We start from the raw sequence: 22,163 nt of genomic DNA on the forward strand, positions 1-22,163 counted from the left end.
GGACCGGCCGACGCCTCAGGGGGCGATGTGACCCTCTGTCGCCGACTTCTCGGCCAGGAAGGCGTGCACCGTCGACACGACCGCCGAGCCCTCGCCCACGGAGTTCGCGACGCGCTTCACTGAGCCGCGGCGGACGTCGCCGATCGCGAAGAACCCGGGCACCGACGACTCGAACGAGCCCGGGTTGCGCGCGAGCGGCCACCCGCCCGCCTCGACCACGTCCGTGCCGGTGAGCACGAAGCCCCATTTGTCGCGCTTCACCGCCGGATCGAGCCAGCCGGTGTGCGGCGCCGCGCCGATCGTGATGAACACCGCCTCGCTCGGCAGCACCTCCTCCTCGCCCGTGGCGCGGGAGCGCAGGACGATGTGGTCGAGGCGGCCGGAGCCGCTCGCGCTGCCGCCGCCCACGAGGCGGCGCTGGGTCAGCACGTGCACGCCCGCCGCCTCGAGCTCGGCGATGAGGTACGCCGACATGCTCTCCGCGAGGTGCTCCCCGCGGACGATGATCGACACGTCGCGGGCGTAGCGGACGAGGTGCAGAGCGGCCTGGCCCGCGGAGTTGCCGCCGCCCACCACGTGCACGACGCGGCCGGTCTGCGCTCGCGCCTCGACAGCCGAGGCTCCGTAGAACACCGAGGCGCCGACGAACGCCGAGAGGTCGCCGAGCTCGAGCCGCCGGTAGGAGACCCCGGTCGCGAGCACCACGGAGCGCGCGACCAGCTCCTCACCGGGCGCGACGGACAGGCGGAAGTGCTCATCGATCGTCATGCCGACGACCTCCCGCGTGTGCGCGAAGTGCGCACCGAACAGCCACGCCTGCTGGAACGCCCGCTGAGCGAGCTCCGAGCCGGAAACCCCGCGGGAGAAGCCGAGGTAGTTGCGGATGAGCGAGCTGGACCCCGCCTGGCCCCCGATCGCGTCGCGCTCCAGCACGACGGTGCGGAGACCCTCCGACGCCGCGTAGACGGCGGCGGCGAGGCCGCCGGGGCCGGCGCCGACGATGGCGAGGTCGACGGGCTGCTCGTCCGGCAGGCCGGTTGTGAGCCCGTACGCGGCGAGCACGTCGGTGTTCGTCGGATCGGCCAGCACGCGCCCGTCCCGCAGCACGACGGCCGGCCCGCCCGCATCGCCCGTGCCGCCGAGAAGAGCACGCGCCGCCTCCGATCCCGGCGGCAGCCAGCGGTGCGAGATCGCGTTGCGGGCGAGTAGGGCCCGAAGCTCGTGGGTGCGGGGGCTCGCGTCGTCGCCGACGACCGCCACGTCCTGCCGCCCGCCGGTCGCGCGCGCCCAGTCGATGAGGAACTCGACGACCGACCGGTGGAAGGACTCGTCGGGCACCGGACCCGGCCGCAGCACGTAGTACTCGATCAGCCCGTCGCCCATCGCGTCGAGGACAGACCGGGTCACGTCCGAGTCGGCCCAGGCTCCCCACTCGATCACCCGGCCCCGGCGGGAGTCGGGGAAGAGCCGGCGCACGTGCGCGAACAGCGACGCGTCGCCGGTCCGCCCGTCGTCGGCGAGCAGCAGGGCCACCTGCTCGCCCGCCGTGGCGAGCCGGTCGAGCTCCGCGGCCCCCTCGTCGGCACCGCCGAGGGCGACGATGCGGTAGTCGGCGGAGTACCGCCGCTCGAGCTGCCCGGCCACATCCGCGCGCGTGTCCGCGGCGGAGACCGAGACGAGGATCACCGGCCGAGCCATGTCGCCTCCGGGTCAAGGGACAGGTGCGCATCGTGCGACGCGCCGCTACTGTACTCGCAGGTTCCGACCACGGCGCAGTGCGGAGGGACGATGCACAACCGGAAACCGGCGCTGGCGAAGGGCGCCCCCTCATGGGTGCCCCTGGCCTGACCAATCGCGCCGTCATCCGGACACCCGACCAGCGTCTTCGGGTGTTCGTGAGCTCGACCCTCAAGGAGCTCGCCGCCGAGCGGAAGGTCGCCAGGGCCGCGATCGAGCGCCTCGCCGCCGCCCCCGTCATGTTCGAGCTGGGCGCTCGGCCCCACCCGCCGCGCGCGCTCTACCGCGCCTACCTCGAGCAGTCCGACATCTTCGTCGGCCTCTACTGGGAGAAGTACGGCTGGGTCGCCCCGGACGAGAGCGTGTCCGGCCTCGAGGACGAGTACAACCTCGCGCCGCCGAGCATGCCGCGCCTGATGTACATCAAGGAGACGACCGGCGAGCGCGAGCCTCGGCTCGTCGAGCTCCTCGACCGCATCCGCACCGACGACATGGCGTCGTTCAAGTACTTCGCGGATCCCGCCGAGCTCGCGGACCTGCTCGTCACCGACCTCGCCACGCTCCTCGCGGAGCGCTTCGACGAGTCGCGCGCACCCGCTCCCCCTGCTCCTCCCCCGCCCACCGCCGAGGAGGTGCCCCCGCCGGCGCCGCCGCCGCAGCCGGTCAGCGCCCTGCCCCTGCCGCTGACCCAGCTGTTCGGCCGGGAGGAGGAGTGCACGAGCATCGTCGAGCGGCTGAGCACGGACGGGGTCCGGCTCATCACCCTCACCGGGCCGGGCGGCATCGGCAAGACCCGGCTGGCGATCGAGGCCGCCCGCCGGCTGGAGCACGTGTTCCCGGACGGGGTCGTGTTCGTGCCGCTCGCGCCGGTCGAGAACGCCGTCCAGGTGCCGAGCGCGATCGCCCAGGTGCTCGGCGTGCGCGACACCGGAGACCTCCCGCTCGAGCAGAAGCTCGTGACCGCGCTGCGCGACCGGCGGATGCTCCTCGTCCTCGACAACTTCGAGCATGTGATGCCCGCCTCGTCGCTCGTCACCGCGCTGCTCGAGGGCGCGCCGTCGCTCAAGGTGCTCGTCACGAGCCGCGCGCTGCTCCGGCTCTTGGGCGAGCACAGCGTCGACGTCGCGCCCCTCGAGCTGCCGGCGCCCCGGACCGGCGCCTGGGATCCGGATCAGCCGCTGCCGGCCTCGGTCGAACTGTTCGTCGAGCGGGCCCGGTCGGTGAAGCCCGACTTCGAGCTGACGCCGGACAATATCGACGCCGTCGAGCGCATCAGCTCGACCCTCGAGGGCGTGCCGCTCGCGATCGAGCTCGCCGCCGCGCGGATCCGGCTGCTCTCGCCGGCCAGCCTCCTCGAGCGCCTCGATCGGCGACTCGCTCTCCTCGTCGGCGGGCAGCGGAACCTGCCCCCGCGTCAGCAGGCGGTGCGCAGCACGATCGAGTGGAGCACGCGCCTGCTCGGCGGCCGCGAGCGCAACCTGCTCTGGCAGCTCGGCGGCTTCGCGGGCCGCTTCTCCCTGGAGGCCGCCGAGGCGGTCACCGACGTCTCCGGCGAGGTGCTGTCGCTCCTCGAGGCGCTCGTCGACACGAGCCTGCTGCGGCAGCAGGACCGCGGCGGCCGCACCTACTTCCAGCTCCTCGCGACCGTGCGCGAGTACGCGCTCGAGCAGCTCGACGAGCAGGGCCTGCTCGAGAAGTTCCGCAACCGGCACATGCGCTACTTCGTCGACTGGGGGCGGCGGATGGGCGCCGACCTCATCGGGCGCGCCCAGCGGGAGCGGGTCCAGGCGCTGCACGAGGAGCGCGACAACCTCCGCGCGGCGGTCCGGCACCTGCTGGAGGTGCGCGACTGGAGCACCACAGCCGAGTTCGCGTGGGCACTGCTGCCGTACTGGTGGATCGGCGGGCTGCTCGGCGAGGTCCGCGGCTGGATGGAGGAGATGCTCGACTCGGAGGAGGCGGTGTCGGGCCGCGCTCGCGCGATCGCGCTCTACTACACCGGCGCGATCGGCTACTGGCAGGAGTCCGCTGCCTCGATCGTGCCGAACCTCGAGGAGAGCGTCGAGCTCTTCAGAAGCATGAAGGCGGAGGCCGACGAGGGGATCGCCCTCATCTCGCTCGGCCTCGCCTACGTGACCGGCCCGCCACAGGACATTCCGGGGGCGGTCTCGTCGCTCGAGCGGAGCCTGCAGCTGCTGCAGGACACCGGCCACCTGTGGGGCGCCGGCCTCGCGCAGATCGCCTTCGGGCGGATCGAGCTGATGCGCGAGGACCCCCGCAGCGCCTTGACGCACTTCTCGGCGGCGCTCCGGCTCGCCGAGCAGCAGCAGGACGCCCTGGCGCTCACCCTCGCCCTCGACCACGTCGGCGTCGGCCACCTCCTCCTCGGCCACCTCCCCGACGCGACCTCGGCGATGCGGCGCGGCCTTCAGGTGTCGGTCGGCCTGCACCACGACGAGTTCCTCGCGCTCGGGCTCGAGGGCTTCATCGGGGTCGCGGCCGTGCAGGGCGACGTCGAGCGCGCCGGCCTCCTCACGGGTGCGGCCCGCGCTCTTCGCGAACGCGCCGGCATGTTCAATCCCTCCGAGTCGGCGTTCGTCTACAAGTTCGTCGAGGGCATCCGGGCGGGCGACGACGGGCCCCGCTTCGAGCGGAACTACGAGCAGGGCCGCCGGCTGTCGCCGCAGACCGCGGTGCAGACGGCGCTCGAGCTCGCGGACGCCGCCGCGCCCGGCGAGGCCGCCCCCGTCGCCGGGGACGGAGCGGAGTCGTGGGTGCCCCGGCCGTGACCGCCCACAGCGTCATCCGCACCCCCGACCAGCGGCTGAGGGTCTTCGTCAGCTCCACCCTCAAGGAGCTGGCGCCGGAGCGGAAGGTCGCTCGCGCGGCGATCGAGCGCCTCGCCGCCGCGCCGGTCATGTTCGAGCTCGGGGCGCGCCCGCACCCGCCGCGAGCGCTCTACCGCGCCTACCTGGAGCAGAGCGACGTCTTCGTCGGGCTCTACTGGGAGCGGTACGGCTGGGTCGCGCCGGACGAGACGGTGTCGGGGCTCGAGGACGAGTACAACCTCTGCCCGCCGACCACCCCGCGCCTCATGTACATCAAGGAGACGTCCGGCACCCGCGAGCCGCGGCTGGTCGAGCTCCTCGACCGCATCCGCACGGATGACCTCTCGGCGTTCAAGTACTTCACGGACGCGGCCGAGCTGGCCGACCTCCTGGTGGCCGACCTCGCGATCCTCCTCGCCGAGCGCTTCGACGAGTCCCGGGCCGGGACGGCACCAGCGCCCGCCCCCGCGCCGCCCGACTCCGCCGCACCCGCCGCCTCCGCACCGCCCGTGCCGCTCACCCAGCTGCTCGGCCGCGAGCGCGACCTCGACGCGATCACGCGGCTGCTGCGCGAGCCCGGCACGCGCCTCGTCACCCTCACCGGACCGGGCGGGATCGGCAAGAGCCGCCTCGCGATCGAGCTCACCCGCCGCCTCCGCCCCGACTACCCCGACGGCGTCGCGTTCGTCCCCCTCGCGCCCGTCGACAGCCCCGGACAGGTGGCCGGCGCGATCGCCCAGGTGCTCGCCGTGCACGACACCGGCGACCAGCCGCTCGAGGACAAGCTGATCCTGGCGCTGCGGGAGCGGCGGATGCTCCTCGTGCTCGACAACTTCGAGCAGGTGCTGCCCGCGGCGCCGCTCGTCACCCGGCTCCTCGAGGGGGCACCGCAGCTCACCGTGCTGGTGACGAGCCGCGCCCTGCTCCGCCTCGTGGGCGAGCACAGCGTCGAGGTCGCCCCGCTCGCCGTGCCGCATCATCGGATCGGCGCCTGGCACCCGAAGGGCGAGCCGGCGGCATCCGTCGCGCTCTTCGTCGAGCGGGCGCGCGCGGTGCGGCCCGACTTCGAGCTCACGCCCGAGAACGCCGACGCCGTGGAGGAGATCAGCCGGCGCCTCGAAGGCGTCCCGCTCGCGATCGAACTGGCCGCCGCGCGCATCCGCCTGCTCTCCCCGCGGTCCCTCCTCGACCGCCTCGACCGGCAGCTGGCGCTCCTCGTCGGGGGCCAGCGGAACCTGCCGCCGCGCCAGCAGGCGGTCCGCAGCACGATCGAGTGGAGCACCCGCCTTCTCGGCGAGGCCGAGCGCCGCCTCCTCTGGCGGCTCGGCGTCTTCGCCGGCCGGTTCTCGCTCGAGGCCGTCGAGGCCCTCGCCGACGACGACACCGACGTGCTCACCGTGCTCGAGGCGCTCGTCGACAGCAGCCTCGTCCGGCAGCAGGACCGGAACGGCCGCACCTACTTCCTGCTCCTCGCCACGGTGCGCGAGTACGCCCTCGAGCAACTCGAGGCGGCGGGCCTCACCGCCGAGATGCGGCAGCGGCACAGTCGGTACTTCGTCGACTGGGCTCGCCGGGCGGGTCAGGACCTCATCGGCCCGCGCCAGGCGGAGCGCGTCGCGGTGCTCGCCGACGAGCGCGACAACCTGCGCGCCACCGCCCGCACCCTGCTGGACGCCCGCGACTGGGAGACGGCGTGTGCGTTCTCCTGGTCGCTCTACACGTACTGGTGGATCGGCGGGCTGCTCGGCGAGGTGCGCGGCTGGATGGACGAGCTGCTCGCCGCCGATGCGCCCCTGACGGACCGGAGCAGGGCGATCGCGCTCTACTTCACGAGCGCGATCCACTACTGGCAGGATCCGGCCGGCTCGATCATCCCCGGTCTCACCGAGTCGGCGAAGCTGTTCGGGAAGGAGGGCGCACCGGACGGCGAGGCGCTCGCCCTGGTCTCCCTCGCGCTCGCCCGCCTCACCGCGACCCCGCCCGACGTGCCAGGAGCGACCGCGACGCTCGAGCGCAGTCTCGAGCTGTTCCGCAGCACCGGCAACGGCTGGGGGCAGGGCATGACCCACGTCACCCTCGGGCGCGTCCGGGTCTTCCTGCAGGACGTCCCCGGCGCCCTCGCGCACTTCGACGCGGCGGTGGAGCTGGCCGAGCGGCAGCAGGACGACCTCGCGCTCACGATCGCGCTGCACCACCAGGGCTGGTCGCACCTGCTGCAGGGCGACGCCGGCGCTGCCGCCGCCGCTTTCGAGCACGGTCTGCGTCTCTCGCTCCGGCTCCGGCACGACGACGGGATCGCGTACGGACTGGAGGGCTTCATCGGCATCGCCGGGCTGGGCGGCGACCCGGAGCGTGCCGGCGTGCTCGCCGGCGCCACCCGGTCGATGCGCGAGCGGGTGGGACTCTTCAACCCCGCCGACTACACCTTCCACGCCCGAGTCGTCGAGGAGCTGAGGGCGGGCGAGGGCGCCGCCGCCTTCGAGCGCGGCTTCGAGCGGGGACGCCGGATGTCGCCCGACGAGGCGGTCGCCGTCGCGATGGAGCTCGTGGCCTCGCCGGTGGATGCGTCATGACGCCCGCACCCGGCCGCTCCGCGATCCGCACGCCCGACCAGCGCCTGCGGGTGTTCGTCAGCTCGACGCTCAAAGAGCTCGCCCCCGAGCGCGCGGTCGCCCGGTCCGCCATCGAGCGGCTCGCGGCGGCTCCCGTCATGTTCGAGCTCGGGGCTCGGCCGCATCCGCCCCGCGACCTCTACCGGGCGTACCTCGAGCAGAGCGACATCTTCGTCGGCCTGTACTGGGAGCGCTACGGCTGGGTGGCGCCCGGCGAGGACGTCTCCGGCCTCGAGGACGAGTACAACCTCGCGCCTCCCGACATGCCGCGGCTCATCTACATCAAGGAGACGGCGGGCGCGCGGGAGCCGCGCCTGACCGGGCTGCTCGACCGCATCCGCTCCGACGACCGAGCCTCGTTCAAGTACTTCTCGGACCCCGCCGAGCTCGCCGATCTCCTCGTGGCCGACCTCGCCGTCCTGCTCGCCGAGCGCTTCGACGAGAGCCGCGCCGCCGATCGGGCGGACGACCGCGACGAGTCCGACGCGTCGCCGGCGCCGTCCGGGCGGGTGTCCCTGCCCGCTCCCCTCACCCAGCTGTACGGCCGCGAGGACGCGATCGACTCGATCGCGGACCGGCTCCGCTCCCCCGAGGTCCGGCTGCTGACCCTCACCGGGCCGGGCGGGATCGGCAAGACCCGCCTGGCGATCGAGGTCGCCCGGCGGCTCGCTCCCGAGTACCCGGACGGCGTGACCTTCGTGCCGCTCGCGCCCGTCGACAGCGCCGCGCAGGTCCCGGGCGCGATCGCGCAGGTGCTCGGGGTGCGGGACACCGGCGAGTCCCCGGTCGACCAGAAGCTGGTCACGGCGCTGCGCAGCCGGCGCACCCTCCTCGTCCTCGACAACTTCGAGCAGGTCCTCGACGCGGCGCCGCTCGTGGCCGCCCTGCTGTCCGGCGCCCCCGGACTGAGGCTCCTCGTCACGAGTCGCGCCCTTCTCCGCCTGAGCGGGGAGCACAGCGTGGAGGTCAGTCCGCTCGGGCTGCCGCCGTCCCGCACCCGGGAGTGGCATCCCGACGAGCCGCCCTCCCCTGCGGTCGCCCTGCTCGTGGAGCGGGCGCGCTCGGTCAAGCCCGACTTCGAGCTCACGGCCGACAACGTGGCGGACGTCGAGGCGATCACCGCCCGCCTGGAGGGCGTTCCGCTCGCCATCGAGCTCGCCGCGGCCCGCCTGCGGCTGCTGTCCCCCGCGGCCCTGCTCGAGCGGCTCGACCGCCGGCTGTCCCTGCTCGTCGGCGGCCAGCGCGACCTGCCGCCGCGGCAGCGGGCGGTGCGCAGCACGATCGAGTGGAGCACAAGGCTCCTGAAGCCCGACGAGCAGGACCTGCTCTGGCGGCTCGGGGTCTTCGCGGGGCGCTTCTCCCTCGAGGCGGTCGAGTGCATGGCCGATCCCGGAGCGGATGCGCTCGCCCTGCTCGAGACGCTCGTCGACAGCAGCCTGGTGCGGCAGCAGGACCGCACCGGCCGCAGCTACTTCCTGCTGCTCGCCACCGTCCGGGAGTACGCGCTGGAGCGGCTCGACGAGGAGGGGCTGCTGGAGCAGATGCGCGAGCGCCACGCGCGCTACTACCTGGGCTGGGCGCAGGCGTCGGGGCGGGAGGTGATCGGCGCGGGCCAGCGGGAGTGCGTCGTGCTGGTGACCAACGAGCGCGACAACCTGCGCGCCGCCGAGCGCCACTTCCTCGACGCGCGCGACTGGACGGGGGCGGCCGGACTGGCGTGGGCGCTGTGGCCCTACTGGTGGATCTCGGGCATGCTCGGCGAGGCGAAGGCGTGGATGGAGGAGCTGCTCGCGAGGGGGCACCCGCTCCCCGACGACGCGCGTGCTGTCGCGCTCTGCATCGTCAACGCGAGCTTCTTCTGGGAGGAGCCGGCGCCGTCCGTCATCGCCGGGCTGAGCGAGTCCGCCGACCTGTTCGAGCGGCTGGGCCGGCCCGCGGAGGCCGGGGTCCCGCTCATGTCGCTGACGATGGCCTACACGTCCGGCCCGAAGCCGGAGCTCGACAGGGCGGAGGCGGCACACGAGCGGGGCCTTCGCCTGTTCCGCGCCGCCGGCGACCGCTGGGGCGAGAGCGTGCTCCTCATCTCCGGCGGCATGATCGAGCTCGTCCGGGGCGACCGCGAGCACGCGATCGAGCGGTTCGAGCGGTCGCTCCGCCTGGCCGACGAGCAGCAGGACGACCTCGCGCGCACCCTCGCCCTACATCACCTGGGCTGGATCCATCTGCTCGGCGGCGACCCGCGGAGCGCGACCGGATACTTCGCCGACGCCCTGCACGCGTCCCTGCGCCTCGACCACCAGCAGGGCATCGCGTGGGGCCTCGAGGGTCTCCTCGGGGTGGCCGGCGCGACCGGCGACGTCGAGCGGGCCGGCATCCTCGCGGGAGCGGCCGAGGCTCTCCGCGAGCGGATCGGCGTTCCGGACAAGGCCGACGCCATCTTCCACGGGCGCGTCATCGAGCACCTGCGCGGCGGCCAGCACACGGCGGAGTTCGAGCGGGGCCACGCCCGAGGCCTCCGGATGCTCACCGAGGAGGCGGTCGCGGTGGCGGAGGCCGTGGCCGCCACCGCCGCCGCGGCTCCGGACGGCGCACCGAGCGCGCCGCTGCCGGTCTTCGGTCTCGGCGCCGCCGACGGCGCCGCTCCGCGGCAACGGCAGGAAGCGAGGACCGGATGACGACCCGCACGGCGCCGAGGCGCCCATCGCTGCCCGGCTGGCGCAACGACGGGCCGGACCGGATCCGGCCGCTCACCCGCTGGACCGCGATCGCGGTGCTGCCGTTCCTCGTCGCCGCCGTCGTGCTCCTCTACGCGCTGGCGAGCGAGACGGAGACGCTGTTCGCGTGGACGATCGAGCCGCCGTTCACCGCGATGCTGCTCGGCTCCGCCTACGTGGGCGGCATCTGGTACTTCGCGCAGGTCGTCGTCCAGGACCGCTGGCACCGCGTCAAGTACGGGTTCCCCGCCGTCGTCGCCTTCGCCACGCTGCTCGGGGCGGCGACGCTCGTGCACTGGGACCGCTTCCACTTCGGGCACATCTCGTTCATCACCTGGGCGACCCTCTACCTCGTGACGCCGGTGCTCACGCTCGTCGCCCTCGCCCGCAACTGGCGGGAGGACGACGGGCGCCCGGAGCGGCGCGACGGAACCCTGCCGCTCGCGGTGCGGCTCGTGCTCGCGGCAATCGGCGCCGCGGCGCTGCTGACGGGCCTCACGCTCTTCGCATTTCCCGCACTGTTCGCCGAGATCTGGGCGTGGGACCTCACGCCGCTCACCTCGCGCATCGTCGGCGGAGTGCTCACCCTGCCCGGCGTCGTCAACCTGTGGCTGCTCGTCGACGCCCGCTGGACCGCGTTCCGCTGGATGCTGCAGGCCGAGCTCGCGAGCCTCGTCTTCATGGTCGGCGCGGTGCTGTTCGCGGGCGGCGACCTGCGCTGGGACCGACCGCTGGCGCCGATCTTCGTGGCGCTCATCCTCGGCGCGCTGGTCGTCTACCTCGCCGTATACGTGTGGGCGGAGCGGCGACTCGGGCGGTCCGCCCGTGACTGACCGCGCCCCCGACCCCCTGCTCCGCATGGTGGATGCGGTGACGCTTCCGGTGCCGAACCTCGACGCCGGCCTCGCGTTCCACGTCGACCGCTCCTCAAGGCCCAGGAATGCAGAAAGCTCCGCGAGCCGGCGAGAGCTTGCGGAGCTTTTCAGTACACCCCCCGGGACTTGAACCCGGAACCCACTGATTAAGAGTCAGTTGCTCTGCCAATTGAGCTAGAGGTGCGCGCGATCCGGAACCCCGAACCGAGCATCAAGCCTAGCACGGCGGAAGCACCTCCGGGATCACCCCGGGGACCGCTGGCTAGCATGGCATCCGGGGCGATCGGGCCCCGGAAGCCGAGGAGAGGACACCACCGTGAGCGGAGCCGACCGTCTCGAGCAGGGCGACACCGCCCCCGACTTCACCCTCGAGGACGAGAACGGGAGCCCCGTGCCCCTCACCTCGTTCCAGGGCCAGAAGGTCGTCCTCTACTTCTACCCGGCGGCCATGACCCCGGGCTGCACAACGGAGGCGTGCGACTTCCGCGACAACCTCAACTCGCTCAAGTCCGCCGGCTACCAGGTGGTCGGCATCTCGAAGGACGAGCCCGCCAAGAACAGGGAGTTCAAGGAGCAGGAGAACCTCAACTTCCCGCTCCTCTCCGACCCCGACCTCACCGTGCACAAGGCCTACCGCGCCTACGGCGAGAAGTCGCTCTACGGCAAGGTCGTGGAGGGCGTCATCCGCTCGACCTTCGTGCTCGACGAGAACGGCTTCGTCCAGCTCCCGCTCTACAACGTGAAGGCCACCGGCCACGTGGCGTCGCTGCGCAAGAAGCTCAAGATCGACGCGTAGCCCTCGCGGTCAGGAGGAGCGGCGCGTCGCGTTCATCACCGACGGCGTGAACAGCAGCGCGATCGCCACCACCGAGGGGATCAGCAGCAGCCAGCCGATGTCGACCCGGGCGAACTGACCCTGGAACGCGCCGACCGCGATCGCCAGCTGGACGAACTGCCAGACGAAGGTCGGCCCGCGGGTCCACCCGCGCCTGCGAAGCGTGCCGACGGCCAGCGCGAAGAGGCCGGCGGCCGCGGCGACCGTCACGACGACGAGGAACAGGGCGCCCGCGACGGAGGCCGCGGGCTGCGTGAGGAGCTCCACCAGCAGCACCACGGCGACGACGAGCATGGCGATCGCCTCGAGCAGGATCACCCCCGCGAGCACCGCCAGAAGCGGCGGCGGCTTCGGCCGCGAACTGTTCGGAGAGAGTTCACTCACAGCGACATCCCATACAAGGCTATTGATCAGGCGATACCTGTATGCGACCATAACTGAGGTCGTTTTCAGGGCCCACAGCGGAGTGGGCGGCCCGGATCAAGACGGACTTCGAACGTACCGTCGCCGTGGCTCGTCCACGACCATTCATCGACTCCGGTCGCTCTGACCGAACTCCCCGCTGCAACACCAAAAGGAGCCCTCCGCATGGACTGGCGTGACAAAGCCGCCTGCCTGAACGCCGACCCCGAGCTGTTCTTCCCCGTCGGCAACACCGGCCCCGCCGTCGACCAGATCGACAAGGCCAAGGCGGTCTGCGCCCGCTGCACCGTCACCGAGACCTGCCTCCAGTACGCGCTGGAGACCGGCCAGGACTACGGCGTGTGGGGCGGCCTCAGCGAGGACGAGCGCCGCGCGCTCAAGCGCCGCGCCGCTCGCGCCCGTCGCGCATCCTGATCCGCGACTGACCTCCGGCGCCCGCGCGGCGCCGACCTCCCGGCCTCCGCTGGACGAGACGTCCGGTGCGATCCGCGGCACTCCCGCCGCGGCATCGCACCGGACGTTCCGCTTTTCCGGGGGTCCCGTGTTCGCTTTGCGAACGCGGCGGCCGTGGCCTCTGCGGACGCCTCAAGCGGGCGGTGTTCGCGATGCGAACACCGTTCAGACGCGGATCAGGAGCCCTGCATCCAGCGCATCGGGATCTCGATCGTCACCTCGGTGCCGCTGCCGACCATCGTGTGCCAGTCGATGACACCGCCCAGCTCGCCCTGGATGAGGGTGCGCACGATCTGGGTGCCGAGACCGGAGCCGACCTTGCCCTCGGGCAGGCCACCGCCGTTGTCGCGGACACTGACCGTGAGCTTCGACTTCCGGCGCGCCGCGACGATCTCGACGGTGCCCTCGCGGCCGGCGAGGCCGTGCTCGACCGCGTTCGTCACCAGCTCGGTCAGGGCGAGCGCGAGCGGCGTCGCGTAGGTGCTCGGCAAGACGCCGAAGGTGCCCGACTTCTGCGGATGCACCTTCGTGCTGTGGGTCGACGCGACCTCGGCGACGAGCAGCAGCACGCGCTCGAAGACCGCGTCGAAGTCGACGTTCTGGTTGAGCCCCTCGGACAGGGTGTCGTGCACGACCGCGATCGCCGAGACGCGGCGCATCGCCTGGATGAGGGCGTCCCGCGCCTCGTCCGTCCGCGACCGCCGGGCCTGGATCCGCAGCAGCGACGCGACCGTCTGAAGGTTGTTCTTGACCCGGTGGTGGATCTCCCGGATCGTCGCGTCCTTGGTGATGAGCTCCTGCTCCTGGTGCCGCAGCTCGGTCACGTCGCGGCAGAGCACGATCGCTCCCCTCCGCTCGCCGCGCGCGCGGATCGGGATGGCCCGCAGCGACACGGTGACGCCGCGTGCCTCGATGTCGGTGCGCCAGGGCGCCCGGCCGGTGACGACGAGAGGCAGGGATTCGTCGACGGTGTGCTGGTTCTCGATGAGCGCCGCCGTGACCTCGGCCAGGGACTCGCCCTCGAGCTCTCCCGTGAAGCCCATGCGGTTGAAGGCGGAGAGTGCGTTCGGGCTCGCGAACGTCGTCATGCCGTCCATGTCGAGCCGGATCAGCCCGTCGGATGCGCGCGGGGCGCCGCGGCGGGGGCCGGTCGGAGCGCCGAGGTCGGGGAAGTCCCCGGCGGCGATCATCTCGAACAGCTCGTCCGCGCACGCGTTGAAGGTCAGCTCCTGGCGGCTGGGCGTCCGGGTCTCGCTGAGGTTGGTGTGCCGGGTGAGGACCGCGACCGGCACGTTCGTCTTCTCGAGTCCGCTCGGCGAGATCCGCCGCTGCACCGGGACGGCGCGCACGCGGGTGGGCGTCTCCTCGAACCAGTCCGGGGCGGACGAGTCGATGATCCGGGCGCTCTCGAAGGCGTCGGTGACGAGTGCGCGCCACTCCGACTTGACGCGCTGGCCGACGAAGTCCCGGTAGAAGAGGGTCGCGGCGCTCGACGGCCGGGCGTGCGCCACCGCGACGAACGAGTTGTCGTCGGTCGGTACCCAGAGCACGATGTCGGCGAAGGCGAGGTCGGCGAGGAGCTGCCAGTCGCCGACGAGGAGGTGGAGCCACTCGACGTCGGCCGCCGTCGACCGTCCGGACGCGACGACGAGCTCGCTCAAGGTGGGCATGCCCCCAGCCTAGGCGCGCCCGGAGTGCCCCTCCGACGGCCCCCGAGATGCCAGTTGGTGCGGCATAACGGGCGGAACGGCGGCATCAAGTGGCATCTCGCGCGGTCGGACTACTCCGTGCGGGCCACCAGGTACGCGTTGAGGGCGGTCGTGAACTCCTCGTCGATGGGGCGGTCGACGCCGTCCACCTGGCGGATCGGCGCCGCGTGCCGCACGCTCGACACGAGCCACGCGGCGTCCGCGCTGTGCAGGTCTTCCGGGCGCAGCAGCGCGTAGTCGGTGCCGAGGCCGCGCTGGGCGGCGAACGCGAACAGGTCGCCCTGCGTCGTGCCGGGCAGGATGCCGAGGTGCGTGCCCGGCGTCACGAGCGTGTCGCCCACCCGCAGCAGCAGGTTCGACGTGGATCCTTCGAGGAGATACCCGTCGGAGCTGACGAAGACGACGTCGTCCGCGTTCCGGCGCTTCGCCTCACGGATGACGGCCCGGTTGACCGCGTAGGAGAGGCTCTTCGCGCCCTGCAGCAGCCACGGCGAGGTCTGCGCCACGTCGTGCCGGTAGCCGCGGTCGAGCATCACGACCCGGATGCCGTCCCGGCGCGCGGCCCGGAAGTCGTCGGCCGGGGCGGCGTAGGCCCAGCCGGTCGGGCGGCCGTCGCCCTCCACGCCGCGGGTGAGCACGGTCTTCACGTAGGCCTCGGGCACCGGGTCGATGGCGTCCGCGGCGGCACGGACGGCCCCCTCCCACGCGTCGAGGTCGGGCGCCGGCAGCTCGAGCGAGGCCGCCGAGCGGGCGAGCCGCTTCAGGTGCGCGACGAGCGCCTGCGGCCGGCCCGCCCCGACCGAGATCGTCTCGAACACGCCGTCACCGCGCGTCACGCCGAGGTCGAGGATGCGCACGTGCGGCGCATCCGGGTCCACGAGCTCCCAGGGCGCTGCGCCCTCGCGGTGCGGCGGCGCCTCCGCGGACGGCTGGTTGAGCAGGGCGAGAGCGGTGGTGGTCACTCCCCCATTCTGGCCGCCGCCGCTATCGTCGGCGCGTGACCAGCGACGCGCCGCCCGCATCCGCAGCCCGCCCCGGCATCGAGGTGCCCGATCGACGGGGCCGGACCGGCCTCGACCGGGAGGGCCGCGACCTGACCGGCAACCCGAACGTCGTCATCCGCGACGTCGAGCTGCTCTCCTCCAGCTGGTACGTGCTGCGGAAGACGACGTTCGACTACCGGCACCGCGACGGCACGTGGTCGACGGAACACCGGGAGACCTACGACCGCGGCGACGGCGCGACCGTCCTGCTCTACGACGTCGAGCGCCGCACGGTGCTGCTCACGCGCCAGTTCCGCTACCCCGCCTACGTCAACCGGCACCCGGACGGCATGCTGCTCGAGACGGTCGGCGGCCTCCTCGACGAGGACGACGCGGAGACGGCGATCCGCCGCGAGGTCGAGGAGGAGGTCGGGCACCGCATCGGCGAGGTCACCCGGGTGTTCGACGTCTACATGAGCCCCGGCTCGGTCACCGAGGTCGTGCACTTCTACGCCGCGCCCTACAGCTCGGAGACGGTGGGCGGGCCGGGCGGAGGGCTGGCCGACGACGGCGAGGACATCGAGCTCGTGGAGCTCGACTTCGACGACGCCGTCGAGCGCATCGGCGTCGACATCATCGACGCGAAGACGATCATGCTGCTCCAATGGGCGGCGTTGCGGGGCCCGTTCCGCCCCTGAGCGCGTCGCGGAGGCGGCGGATCAGCGGATCGCGCACCGCCCCTTCCCCGGACGGCGAGAGCTCCCGGCGCACCAGGTCCCGGATCGCGGCGAGCGCCGGAGAGCGGGGCGCGGACTCCTGCAGGGTGCGCCCGGCGAGCAGCGCCGCGTCGCAGCCTGCCGGATCCCAGGGCACGAGCGCCGGCTCGGTGATGCCACCGAAGCGCAGCAGGGTCGCCGCGATCTGGGACGCGGGGCTCACGCCAACGGCCGCCGCGCGCACCTTGGTGACCACCACGCGCACCGGCTCGGGCCCGACGAGCTCGAGAAGGTCGGCGTGCGCCCGGAGGAACCGGGCGAGCCCGATCGGGTCGGCGGCGCCGACCGCGAGCACCACGTCCGCCTCGCGGAGGGCGGCGATCGTGGCCGCGTTCCGACGCGGCGCGAAGAGGTCGCTGACGATCTCCTCGTCGCTCTCCAGGTTGAACCCGGCGTCGACGACGGTGAGGTCGGCGACCTGCCGGCACTCGCGGAGCGTCGCCGTGACGCGGTCGGCGGCAAGCTCCGGCCAGCGCGACGGGCGGGCGAGGCCGGTGAGGACGCCGAACGACGTGTCGCCGATGCGGTAGCGCTCCGCGATCCGCTCCAGCTCCCGCCCGCTCAGGGCATCGGTTCCGGCCAGACGGCACGCGGCCGCGAAGCCGGGCGCCTCGTCGAGCAGCCCGAGCGCGGGCGCGATGGAGGCGCCCTGCGTGTCCGCGTCGGCCAGCAGGACGCGGCGGCCGCCGATCGCGAGCTCCGCCGCGACGGTGATCGCGGTGGTCGTCCTTCCGGGCGCGCCGGTCGGGCCCCAGACGGCGACCACGCGGCCCCGTCCCGAGGGGCGCTCCGCCTCCGCCGGATCGGGTGCGGGCCGGCCCGCCAGCATCCGCTCGATGTCGCTCCAGGGCGCCGCCGCGTCGACTGCCTCGCGGAGGTTCAGCGCCGCGACGACCCCGCGCTCCTCGGGGCCGTCGATGAGCGCGACGAGGCGGACGCCCGCCGCGTCCGCCACCGACAGCACCGCGGCGCTCAGCATCCGCGGTGAACCGGACACGAGCGCCGCATCGGCGGGCACGCTCCTCAGGGCCGACGCGAGTTCGACGCCGCCCGCCGGCCGGGCGGCGATGTCGTGGCCCGCGGCGAGCACGGCCGGCAGCAGCCGGTCCTCGGTCGCCGCGTCGAGCGCGAGGATCAGCCTCATCGCTCGCCCGCCGGGGTCGCGACGGGCACGAGGGACACCGCGTCCTCGTTCGCGAGCGCCTGCAGCAGGCGCGCCACCCGGTCCTTCGGCACGAGGAGCTCGACCGCGCGGGAGCCGCCCGCGGAGAGGAACGCGCCGTCCTCCACTGAGCGCACGACCTCCGCGCCCGGCACCAGCACGGCGGGCGGACCGTAGCCGTCCTCCGCCTCGGGCGCGGCCCACACGTCGACCCGGGCGCCGGGCGCGACGCCGCGCGGCGGCTCGCCCGCGAGCGGGACCACCACCGACGACAGGCGCAGGCTCGTCTCCGACCCGACGGCGGAGACGGGGACGAGCTCGCCCTCGTCGACCGCCCGCGTGACGACGAGCCCCTCGGGCGGCAGGTCGTCAGGGGCCAGGTAGTGCCGGGCCGTGCCGCCGAGCCGCACGGCGGCGACCACCAGGGAGTCGCCGGTGATCCGGTCGCCGGCAGCCAGTGGCGCGGCGGCCGCGTAGACCTGCTCGGTGCGCTCGGCGCCCGCGACGACGGCCCAGACGCCCGCGACCGAGCCGAGAACGAGCAGGACGCCGAGGAGGAAGCGCACGTCGATCCGCCCGGTCCCGAGCCGTCCCCGCATCGCCATCTGTCGCTCCTCCTCGGTGGGCGACCATTGTTCTGCGCGGCCTTCCCGAGCCGCCTCGACTTATCCACACGGCTTCTGCGCGGATCCGAGCGCCGCTCGATAATCGAGGCATGACGACCGCGGCGGGCTCCATCGGGCGCTTCCTGACGCTCGCCGACACGGCGGACGTCCTCAACATCTCGCTGAGTCAGGCCTACTCCCTCGTGCGCAGCGGAGAGCTGCCGGCGATCAAGGTCGGCGGCAACGGGCACTGGCGCGTCGAGCGGGAGCAGCTGGAGGCGTACATCGCGTCCCGCTACGAGGAGTCGCGGCGCCAGGCGCTCTGGAACGAGAGCGACTACGCGAACATCCCCGAGCTGACCGCCGACCGCTTCGTCTGATCCCGCCCTTCCGGTGATCGAGGAGCGCCCGCGCCCCCTCCGGTGATCGAGGAGCGCCCCCGCCCCCTCCGGTGATTGAGGAGCGCCCGCCGCCCCCTCCGGTGATCGAGGAGCGCCCGCCGCCCCCTCCGGTGATTGAGGAGCGCCCGCCGCCCCTTCCGGTGATTGAGGAGCGCCCGCAGGGCGCGTCTCGAAATCACCCGACCTCGTCCTTGGGACTCAGCCATCTCGTGGCCGGATCCCGAGACACGTTGCGTGATTTCGAGACGCCGGCCTGCGGCCGGCTCCTCAATCACCGGGAGGGATGACGCCGTGTTGCGCCCCCGTCCGGAGCGGGCGCGGCACTCCTGGGAGGATGGATCCCGGAGGACACGGTGACGGAATCAACGGGCGCGGCCCTCGACGACTCGGTGCGCATCGCGGGCGACGCGGTGCTCATCCTCGACCGGCGGGTCTTCCCCGACCGCCTCGAGTGGGTGCGGGCGGGGACGCCCGCGGAGGTCGCGATGGCGATCCGCGAGATGGTGACCCAGAGCTCCGGCCCGCTCTACGCGACGAGTGCCGGGCTCGAGCTCGCGGCGCTCCAGGCCGCCGACCTCCCCGTCGACGAGGCGCGCGCCGCCCTGCAGGACGCGGGACGACTGCTCGCCGGCGCCCGCCCGACCAACGCGCACCCGCGTGAGGCGGTGCGAACCGTCCTCGAGGCGATCGAGGAGGCGCGGTCGACCGCCGAGCTCGTCGACACCGCCATCGAGGCCGCCCGCGGCGTCGAGCGGCACTACCGCGAGGCGAGCGTCGCCCTCGGCCGATCCGCGGTCGAGCTGCTGCCCGACGGCGCTCGCATCCTCACCCACTGCTGGATGGACTCCTACCTCTTCGGCCTGCTCGACGCCGCCGCGGAGCAGGGCCGGCGCTACGAGTGGGTCGCCACCGAGACCCGCCCCTACCTGCAGGGCGCCCGGCTGACCGCCCACTCCCTCCGCGAGCTCGGCCACCCCGTCACGCTGATCACGGACGGGATGGGCGCCGCCGCCCTCGCGCCCGGCTCGAGCATCGGGCCGATCGATGCGCTCGTCACCGCCGCGGACCGGGTGAGCCTCGACGGCGGTGTCGTCAACAAGGTCGGCACCCTGGGGCTCGCTGTGGCCGCGTCGGCGTTCGGCGTGCCCTTCCACGCGCTCGTGCACGCCCCGGACCCGACCGCGCCCACCGGCGCCGACATCGTCATCGAGGAGCGCGATCCGCAGGAGGTGCTCGCGACCCTCGGCCGGCGCACCGCCAGCCCGCTCGTCACCGACGCGTGGTACCCGGCCTTCGACCTCACCCCGGCCCGGTTCGTGACGCGCGTGGTGACCACCCGCGGCGCGTTCGCCCCCGAGCGGGTCGGCGACCACTTCACGACGGCCGACCGGGTTCCCGGCGACGTGCCCGCGCTCCCTAGGGTGGAGGCATGACCGTCTCCCTCTCCGCGAAGGTGCTCGTCGTCGATCTCGAGGGCACGACGAGCGCCGCCGGCTTCATCCTCGGCGACCTCTACGACTACGCCCGCCCGCGACTGCTGTCCTGGCTGCGCGAGCACGCCGACGACGCCGCCATCCAGCAGGCGCGCACGCAGGCGATCGAAGAGGCCGGACTCCCGGCGGATGCCTCCGATGAGGACATCGTCGCCGCCCTGCACCGGTTCATGGCCGAGGACGTGAAGTCGACGCCGCTGAAGACCATCCAGGGTCAGATCTGGGCGGAGGGCTTCCGCCGCGGCGAGATCTCCTCCCACTTCTTCGACGACGTCATCCCGAAGCTCCGCGAGTGGCACACCGCCGGCATTCAGATCGCCTGCTTCTCCTCCGGATCCGTCACCTCGCAGCGCCCGTGGTTCGAGCACTCCCCCGCCGGCGACCTGACGCCGCTCGTGATGGCCTACTTCGACACCGTCAACGCGGGCCCGAAGAAGCAGGCCGGCTCCTACGACACCATCGCCGCCGAGCTGGGGCGCCAGCCGAGCGAGCTCGTCTTCTTCACCGACCACCCGGAGGAGGTGGCGGCCGCGCAGGCCGCCGGCTGGCAGGTCGTCGCGTTCAGCCGTCCCGGTGAGCCTTGGTTCGGGGCGGACTTCGGCGACGCCCCTGTCGTCTCCTCCTTCGACGAGGTGGAGCTGACGGCCGCGTGATCGACGAGAACCGACTGCATGAGGCGGGTGCCCTGCTCGCCGCCGAGGCCGCGCGCTTCGCCGGCATGGGATGGATGCGCGGCACATCCGGCAACCTCTCCCTCACCCTCGAGCGCGACCCGCTGCGCCTCGCCGTGACCGCCTCCGGACTGGACAAGGGCGAGCTCGGGCCGGCCGACGTCGTCCTCACCGACAGCCGCGGTGAGCTGCTGCCGGGCGACGAGCGCGGGCTGGTCCCGTCCGCGGAGGCCGGGCTGCACGCGCGGATCGCCGCAGTCACCGGGGCGGGCGCCGCCGTGCACGTGCACGCCATGGCCGCCGTCGAGGCGGGCTTCCACTGGCCGGTCGGCGTCGAGATCGCCGACATGGAGATGCTCAAGGGCATCGGCCACTCGGCGCACGGCGAGCGCGTCGTCATTCCCGTGGTGCAGAACAGCCAGGACATGGTCGAGCTCGGCGACCGGTTCGAGGAGGTCTACCTCCGGCCGGCGAACGGCATCGCCGAGGTGCCCGCCGTGATCGTCGCCTCGCACGGCATGTACGCGTGGGGCGCCGACCTCGCCGCCGCCCGGCGGCACACCGAGATCGTCGAGTGGCTGCTCCGCTTCACGGTCCGCACTCGCGCGACCCGCTGAGCCCGCCCGCGGACCTGGCGCGGGTCATGCGGACAACTGCCCCTGGTAGACCGTCGCGAGTTGTCCGCACGGCCCGCGGCGGCCGTCAGGCCGAGGGCTGCGCGCCCGAAGTCAGCAGGTAGCGGACGTAGAGCCGGGACTCCCCGCCCGACCGGCCCCGGCCCATGTCCGTCTCGAGGCCGTAGATCCAGGCGGTGACGCCGTCCTCGAGGACGGCGGGCGCCGCGTAGCTCATCCACACGGCGGCGGAGTCGACGAACACCTCCGCCGACCAGGTGAGCCCGAGGTCGTGGGACCGGCGGGCGACGGCGGCCCCATCGGGCAGCCGCCGGTACAGCGCGATGAGCGTCCCGTCCGTGCACGCCACGGCGGGCTTCCCGCCCGCGCGGGCGACCACGGGCGCCGGCTCGCTCCAGGTCCGCCCGCCGTCGAGCGACACCGACCGGCCGATCGCGAAAGCGTTGCCGTAGCGGAACAGGCAGACGAGGGCGTCCCCGGTGTCGACCAGGTAGGGCTCCTGGTAGTCCCGGTCGACGCCGCGAGCGATGACGGTGCGTTCGCTCCACGTTCCGCCGCCGTCGCGAGACGCCGACACGAATGCGGAGTCGAAAGCCTGCGACCCGTTCTCGCGGCCGTAGTAGACGGCGTAGACGGTGCCGCGGGACCGGACGAGCGGAGCGCAGGTGGCGGCGCGAGCGAGGTTCCCGATGCGGGAGGGTGCGCTCCACGTCGCGCCGCCGTCCGCCGACGTCACGACGTAGCACCCGGTCGGGATGACGCCGTTGTGCTTGAAGAAGCTGAGGTGGAGCACGCCGTCGAGCACGGCGAGGGACGCATCCCGCACATCCCACGAAGGGTCGTCGACCACGACTCGCGGCTCGGTCCAGGTGCCGCCGCCATCCGCCGAGTAGGCGAGCTCGATCACGCCCTTCGACGGCGGCATGTGCGCCTCCGCCTGCCGCCAGGCGGCCACCAGCCGGCCGTCGGGCAGCAGGGCCAGTCCGGGGAACGCGGCGTGCCCCTTGTCGGTGACCTGCGCGCGCATCCGGTCGACCGTCAGCGCAGCTGCACTGCGGCCCTCGGCACCAGCGTCGGCGAGGATCTCCGACCGCGGCGGGCGCACAGGCTCACCCCGCCCTTCCGCCGTCGTCATCGGCGACTCCCCCGCCCAGCCCGCACGCCGTCCCCCTCGCCTCGTCCTGCCCTTGGCATGATCCCGCACCGCCACTGGGAACGTCCGGAGCGCGGGTCGTGCAATCGGCCACCACT

General features: G+C 73.3%; 18 protein-coding genes and 1 tRNA gene. 11 read left to right on the forward strand and 8 right to left on the reverse strand.

Annotated features, from left to right (window positions below; all coding sequences use genetic code 11):
• Nucleotides 1-15 precede the first annotated feature (15 nt).
• Nucleotides 16-1,698: an FAD-dependent oxidoreductase gene (locus tag J3P36_RS06700; RefSeq protein ID WP_210506421.1), complete on the reverse strand. Its 1,683-nt coding sequence runs from the start codon at nt 1,696-1,698 to the stop codon at nt 16-18.
• A gap of 197 nt (nt 1,699-1,895) precedes the next feature.
• Between J3P36_RS06700 and J3P36_RS06705 the strand changes: the two genes are divergently transcribed.
• From J3P36_RS06705 to J3P36_RS06720, 4 genes are read left to right on the forward strand one after another with little or no spacing between them, the layout of a single operon-like run.
• Entirely contained in the window at nt 1,896-4,526 is a 2,631-nt protein-coding gene (locus J3P36_RS06705) for a DUF4062 domain-containing protein (protein ID WP_210506422.1), read from the forward strand.
• Nucleotides 4,508-7,138 (forward strand): DUF4062 domain-containing protein, encoded by a 2,631-nt coding sequence (locus J3P36_RS06710; protein WP_210506423.1) that lies wholly within the window; start codon nt 4,508-4,510, stop codon nt 7,136-7,138. Before J3P36_RS06705 ends, J3P36_RS06710 begins: the two co-directional genes overlap by 19 nt.
• Nucleotides 7,135-9,852 carry a DUF4062 domain-containing protein gene (locus J3P36_RS06715; RefSeq protein WP_210506424.1) on the forward strand — a complete coding sequence of 906 codons (2,718 nt, stop codon included), beginning with the start codon at nt 7,135-7,137 and terminating at the stop codon, nt 9,850-9,852. The genes J3P36_RS06710 and J3P36_RS06715 overlap by 4 nt, the downstream gene beginning before the upstream one ends.
• Nucleotides 9,849-10,724: a hypothetical protein gene (locus J3P36_RS06720; RefSeq protein WP_246854156.1), complete on the forward strand. Its 876-nt coding sequence runs from the start codon at nt 9,849-9,851 to the stop codon at nt 10,722-10,724. Before J3P36_RS06715 ends, J3P36_RS06720 begins: the two co-directional genes overlap by 4 nt.
• Nucleotides 10,725-10,877: 153 nt before the next feature.
• Here the strand turns inward: J3P36_RS06720 and J3P36_RS06725 are convergent.
• A tRNA-Lys gene (locus J3P36_RS06725) sits at nt 10,878-10,950 on the reverse strand.
• Between the two features lie 132 nt (nt 10,951-11,082).
• Here J3P36_RS06725 and bcp point away from each other — a divergent pair.
• Complete coding sequence (gene bcp / locus J3P36_RS06730; protein ID WP_210506425.1) at nt 11,083-11,562, forward strand: thioredoxin-dependent thiol peroxidase; 480 nt, start codon at nt 11,083-11,085, stop codon at nt 11,560-11,562.
• Nucleotides 11,563-11,571: 9 nt separating this feature from the next.
• Here bcp and J3P36_RS06735 read toward each other — a convergent pair whose 3' ends face one another.
• On the reverse strand, nt 11,572-11,985 hold the full coding sequence (locus J3P36_RS06735) for a hypothetical protein (RefSeq protein WP_210506426.1): 414 nt from the start codon (nt 11,983-11,985) through the stop codon (nt 11,572-11,574).
• 204 nt (nt 11,986-12,189) lie between these two features.
• Between J3P36_RS06735 and J3P36_RS06740 the strand changes: the two genes are divergently transcribed.
• Nucleotides 12,190-12,438: a WhiB family transcriptional regulator gene (locus tag J3P36_RS06740; protein WP_210506427.1), complete on the forward strand. Its 249-nt coding sequence runs from the start codon at nt 12,190-12,192 to the stop codon at nt 12,436-12,438.
• A gap of 215 nt (nt 12,439-12,653) precedes the next feature.
• Here J3P36_RS06740 and J3P36_RS06745 read toward each other — a convergent pair whose 3' ends face one another.
• Together J3P36_RS06745 and J3P36_RS06750 are read right to left on the reverse strand one after the other, a co-directional pair.
• Nucleotides 12,654-14,147, reverse strand: coding sequence for a sensor histidine kinase (locus J3P36_RS06745; protein WP_210506428.1), 1,494 nt, complete (start codon nt 14,145-14,147; stop codon nt 12,654-12,656).
• Nucleotides 14,148-14,257: 110 nt separating this feature from the next.
• Entirely contained in the window at nt 14,258-15,148 is an 891-nt protein-coding gene (locus tag J3P36_RS06750) for an aminodeoxychorismate lyase (protein WP_210506429.1), read from the reverse strand.
• Between the two features lie 35 nt (nt 15,149-15,183).
• Between J3P36_RS06750 and J3P36_RS06755 the strand changes: the two genes are divergently transcribed.
• Nucleotides 15,184-15,867 (forward strand): NUDIX domain-containing protein, encoded by a 684-nt coding sequence (locus tag J3P36_RS06755; protein WP_210506430.1) that lies wholly within the window; start codon nt 15,184-15,186, stop codon nt 15,865-15,867.
• Here J3P36_RS06755 and J3P36_RS06760 read toward each other — a convergent pair.
• On the reverse strand, nt 15,821-17,089 hold the full coding sequence (locus J3P36_RS06760) for a regulator (RefSeq protein ID WP_210506431.1): 1,269 nt from the start codon (nt 17,087-17,089) through the stop codon (nt 15,821-15,823). The two genes, J3P36_RS06755 and J3P36_RS06760, sit on opposite strands and share 47 nt — an antisense overlap.
• Nucleotides 17,086-17,712 (reverse strand): hypothetical protein, encoded by a 627-nt coding sequence (locus J3P36_RS06765; RefSeq protein ID WP_210506432.1) that lies wholly within the window; start codon nt 17,710-17,712, stop codon nt 17,086-17,088. The genes J3P36_RS06760 and J3P36_RS06765 overlap by 4 nt, the downstream gene beginning before the upstream one ends.
• Nucleotides 17,713-17,822: 110 nt before the next feature.
• Between J3P36_RS06765 and J3P36_RS06770 the strand changes: the two genes are divergently transcribed.
• The 4 genes from J3P36_RS06770 (at nt 17,823) to mtnB (ending at nt 20,894) form a co-directional block, all read left to right on the forward strand.
• Nucleotides 17,823-18,092 (forward strand): helix-turn-helix domain-containing protein, encoded by a 270-nt coding sequence (locus J3P36_RS06770; protein WP_210506433.1) that lies wholly within the window; start codon nt 17,823-17,825, stop codon nt 18,090-18,092.
• Between the two features lie 374 nt (nt 18,093-18,466).
• The gene (locus tag J3P36_RS06775) at nt 18,467-19,546 is read left to right on the forward strand and encodes a hypothetical protein (protein ID WP_210506434.1); all 1,080 of its coding nucleotides are present in this window, start codon (nt 18,467-18,469) and stop codon (nt 19,544-19,546) included.
• Nucleotides 19,543-20,259 carry an acireductone synthase gene (gene mtnC, locus J3P36_RS06780; RefSeq protein WP_210506435.1) on the forward strand — a complete coding sequence of 239 codons (717 nt, stop codon included), beginning with the start codon at nt 19,543-19,545 and terminating at the stop codon, nt 20,257-20,259. Before J3P36_RS06775 ends, mtnC begins: the two co-directional genes overlap by 4 nt.
• On the forward strand, nt 20,256-20,894 hold the full coding sequence (mtnB, locus tag J3P36_RS06785; RefSeq protein WP_307806974.1) for a methylthioribulose 1-phosphate dehydratase: 639 nt from the start codon (nt 20,256-20,258) through the stop codon (nt 20,892-20,894). The genes mtnC and mtnB overlap by 4 nt, the downstream gene beginning before the upstream one ends.
• Before the next feature lie 85 nt (nt 20,895-20,979).
• Here the strand turns inward: mtnB and J3P36_RS06790 are convergent, their stop codons facing one another.
• Entirely contained in the window at nt 20,980-22,047 is a 1,068-nt protein-coding gene (locus J3P36_RS06790) for an exo-alpha-sialidase (protein WP_210506436.1), read from the reverse strand.
• Nucleotides 22,048-22,163 lie beyond the last annotated feature (116 nt).

The organism is Naasia sp. SYSU D00057, from assembly GCF_017916505.1.
Classification (GTDB): Bacteria; Actinomycetota; Actinomycetes; order Actinomycetales; family Microbacteriaceae; genus Naasia.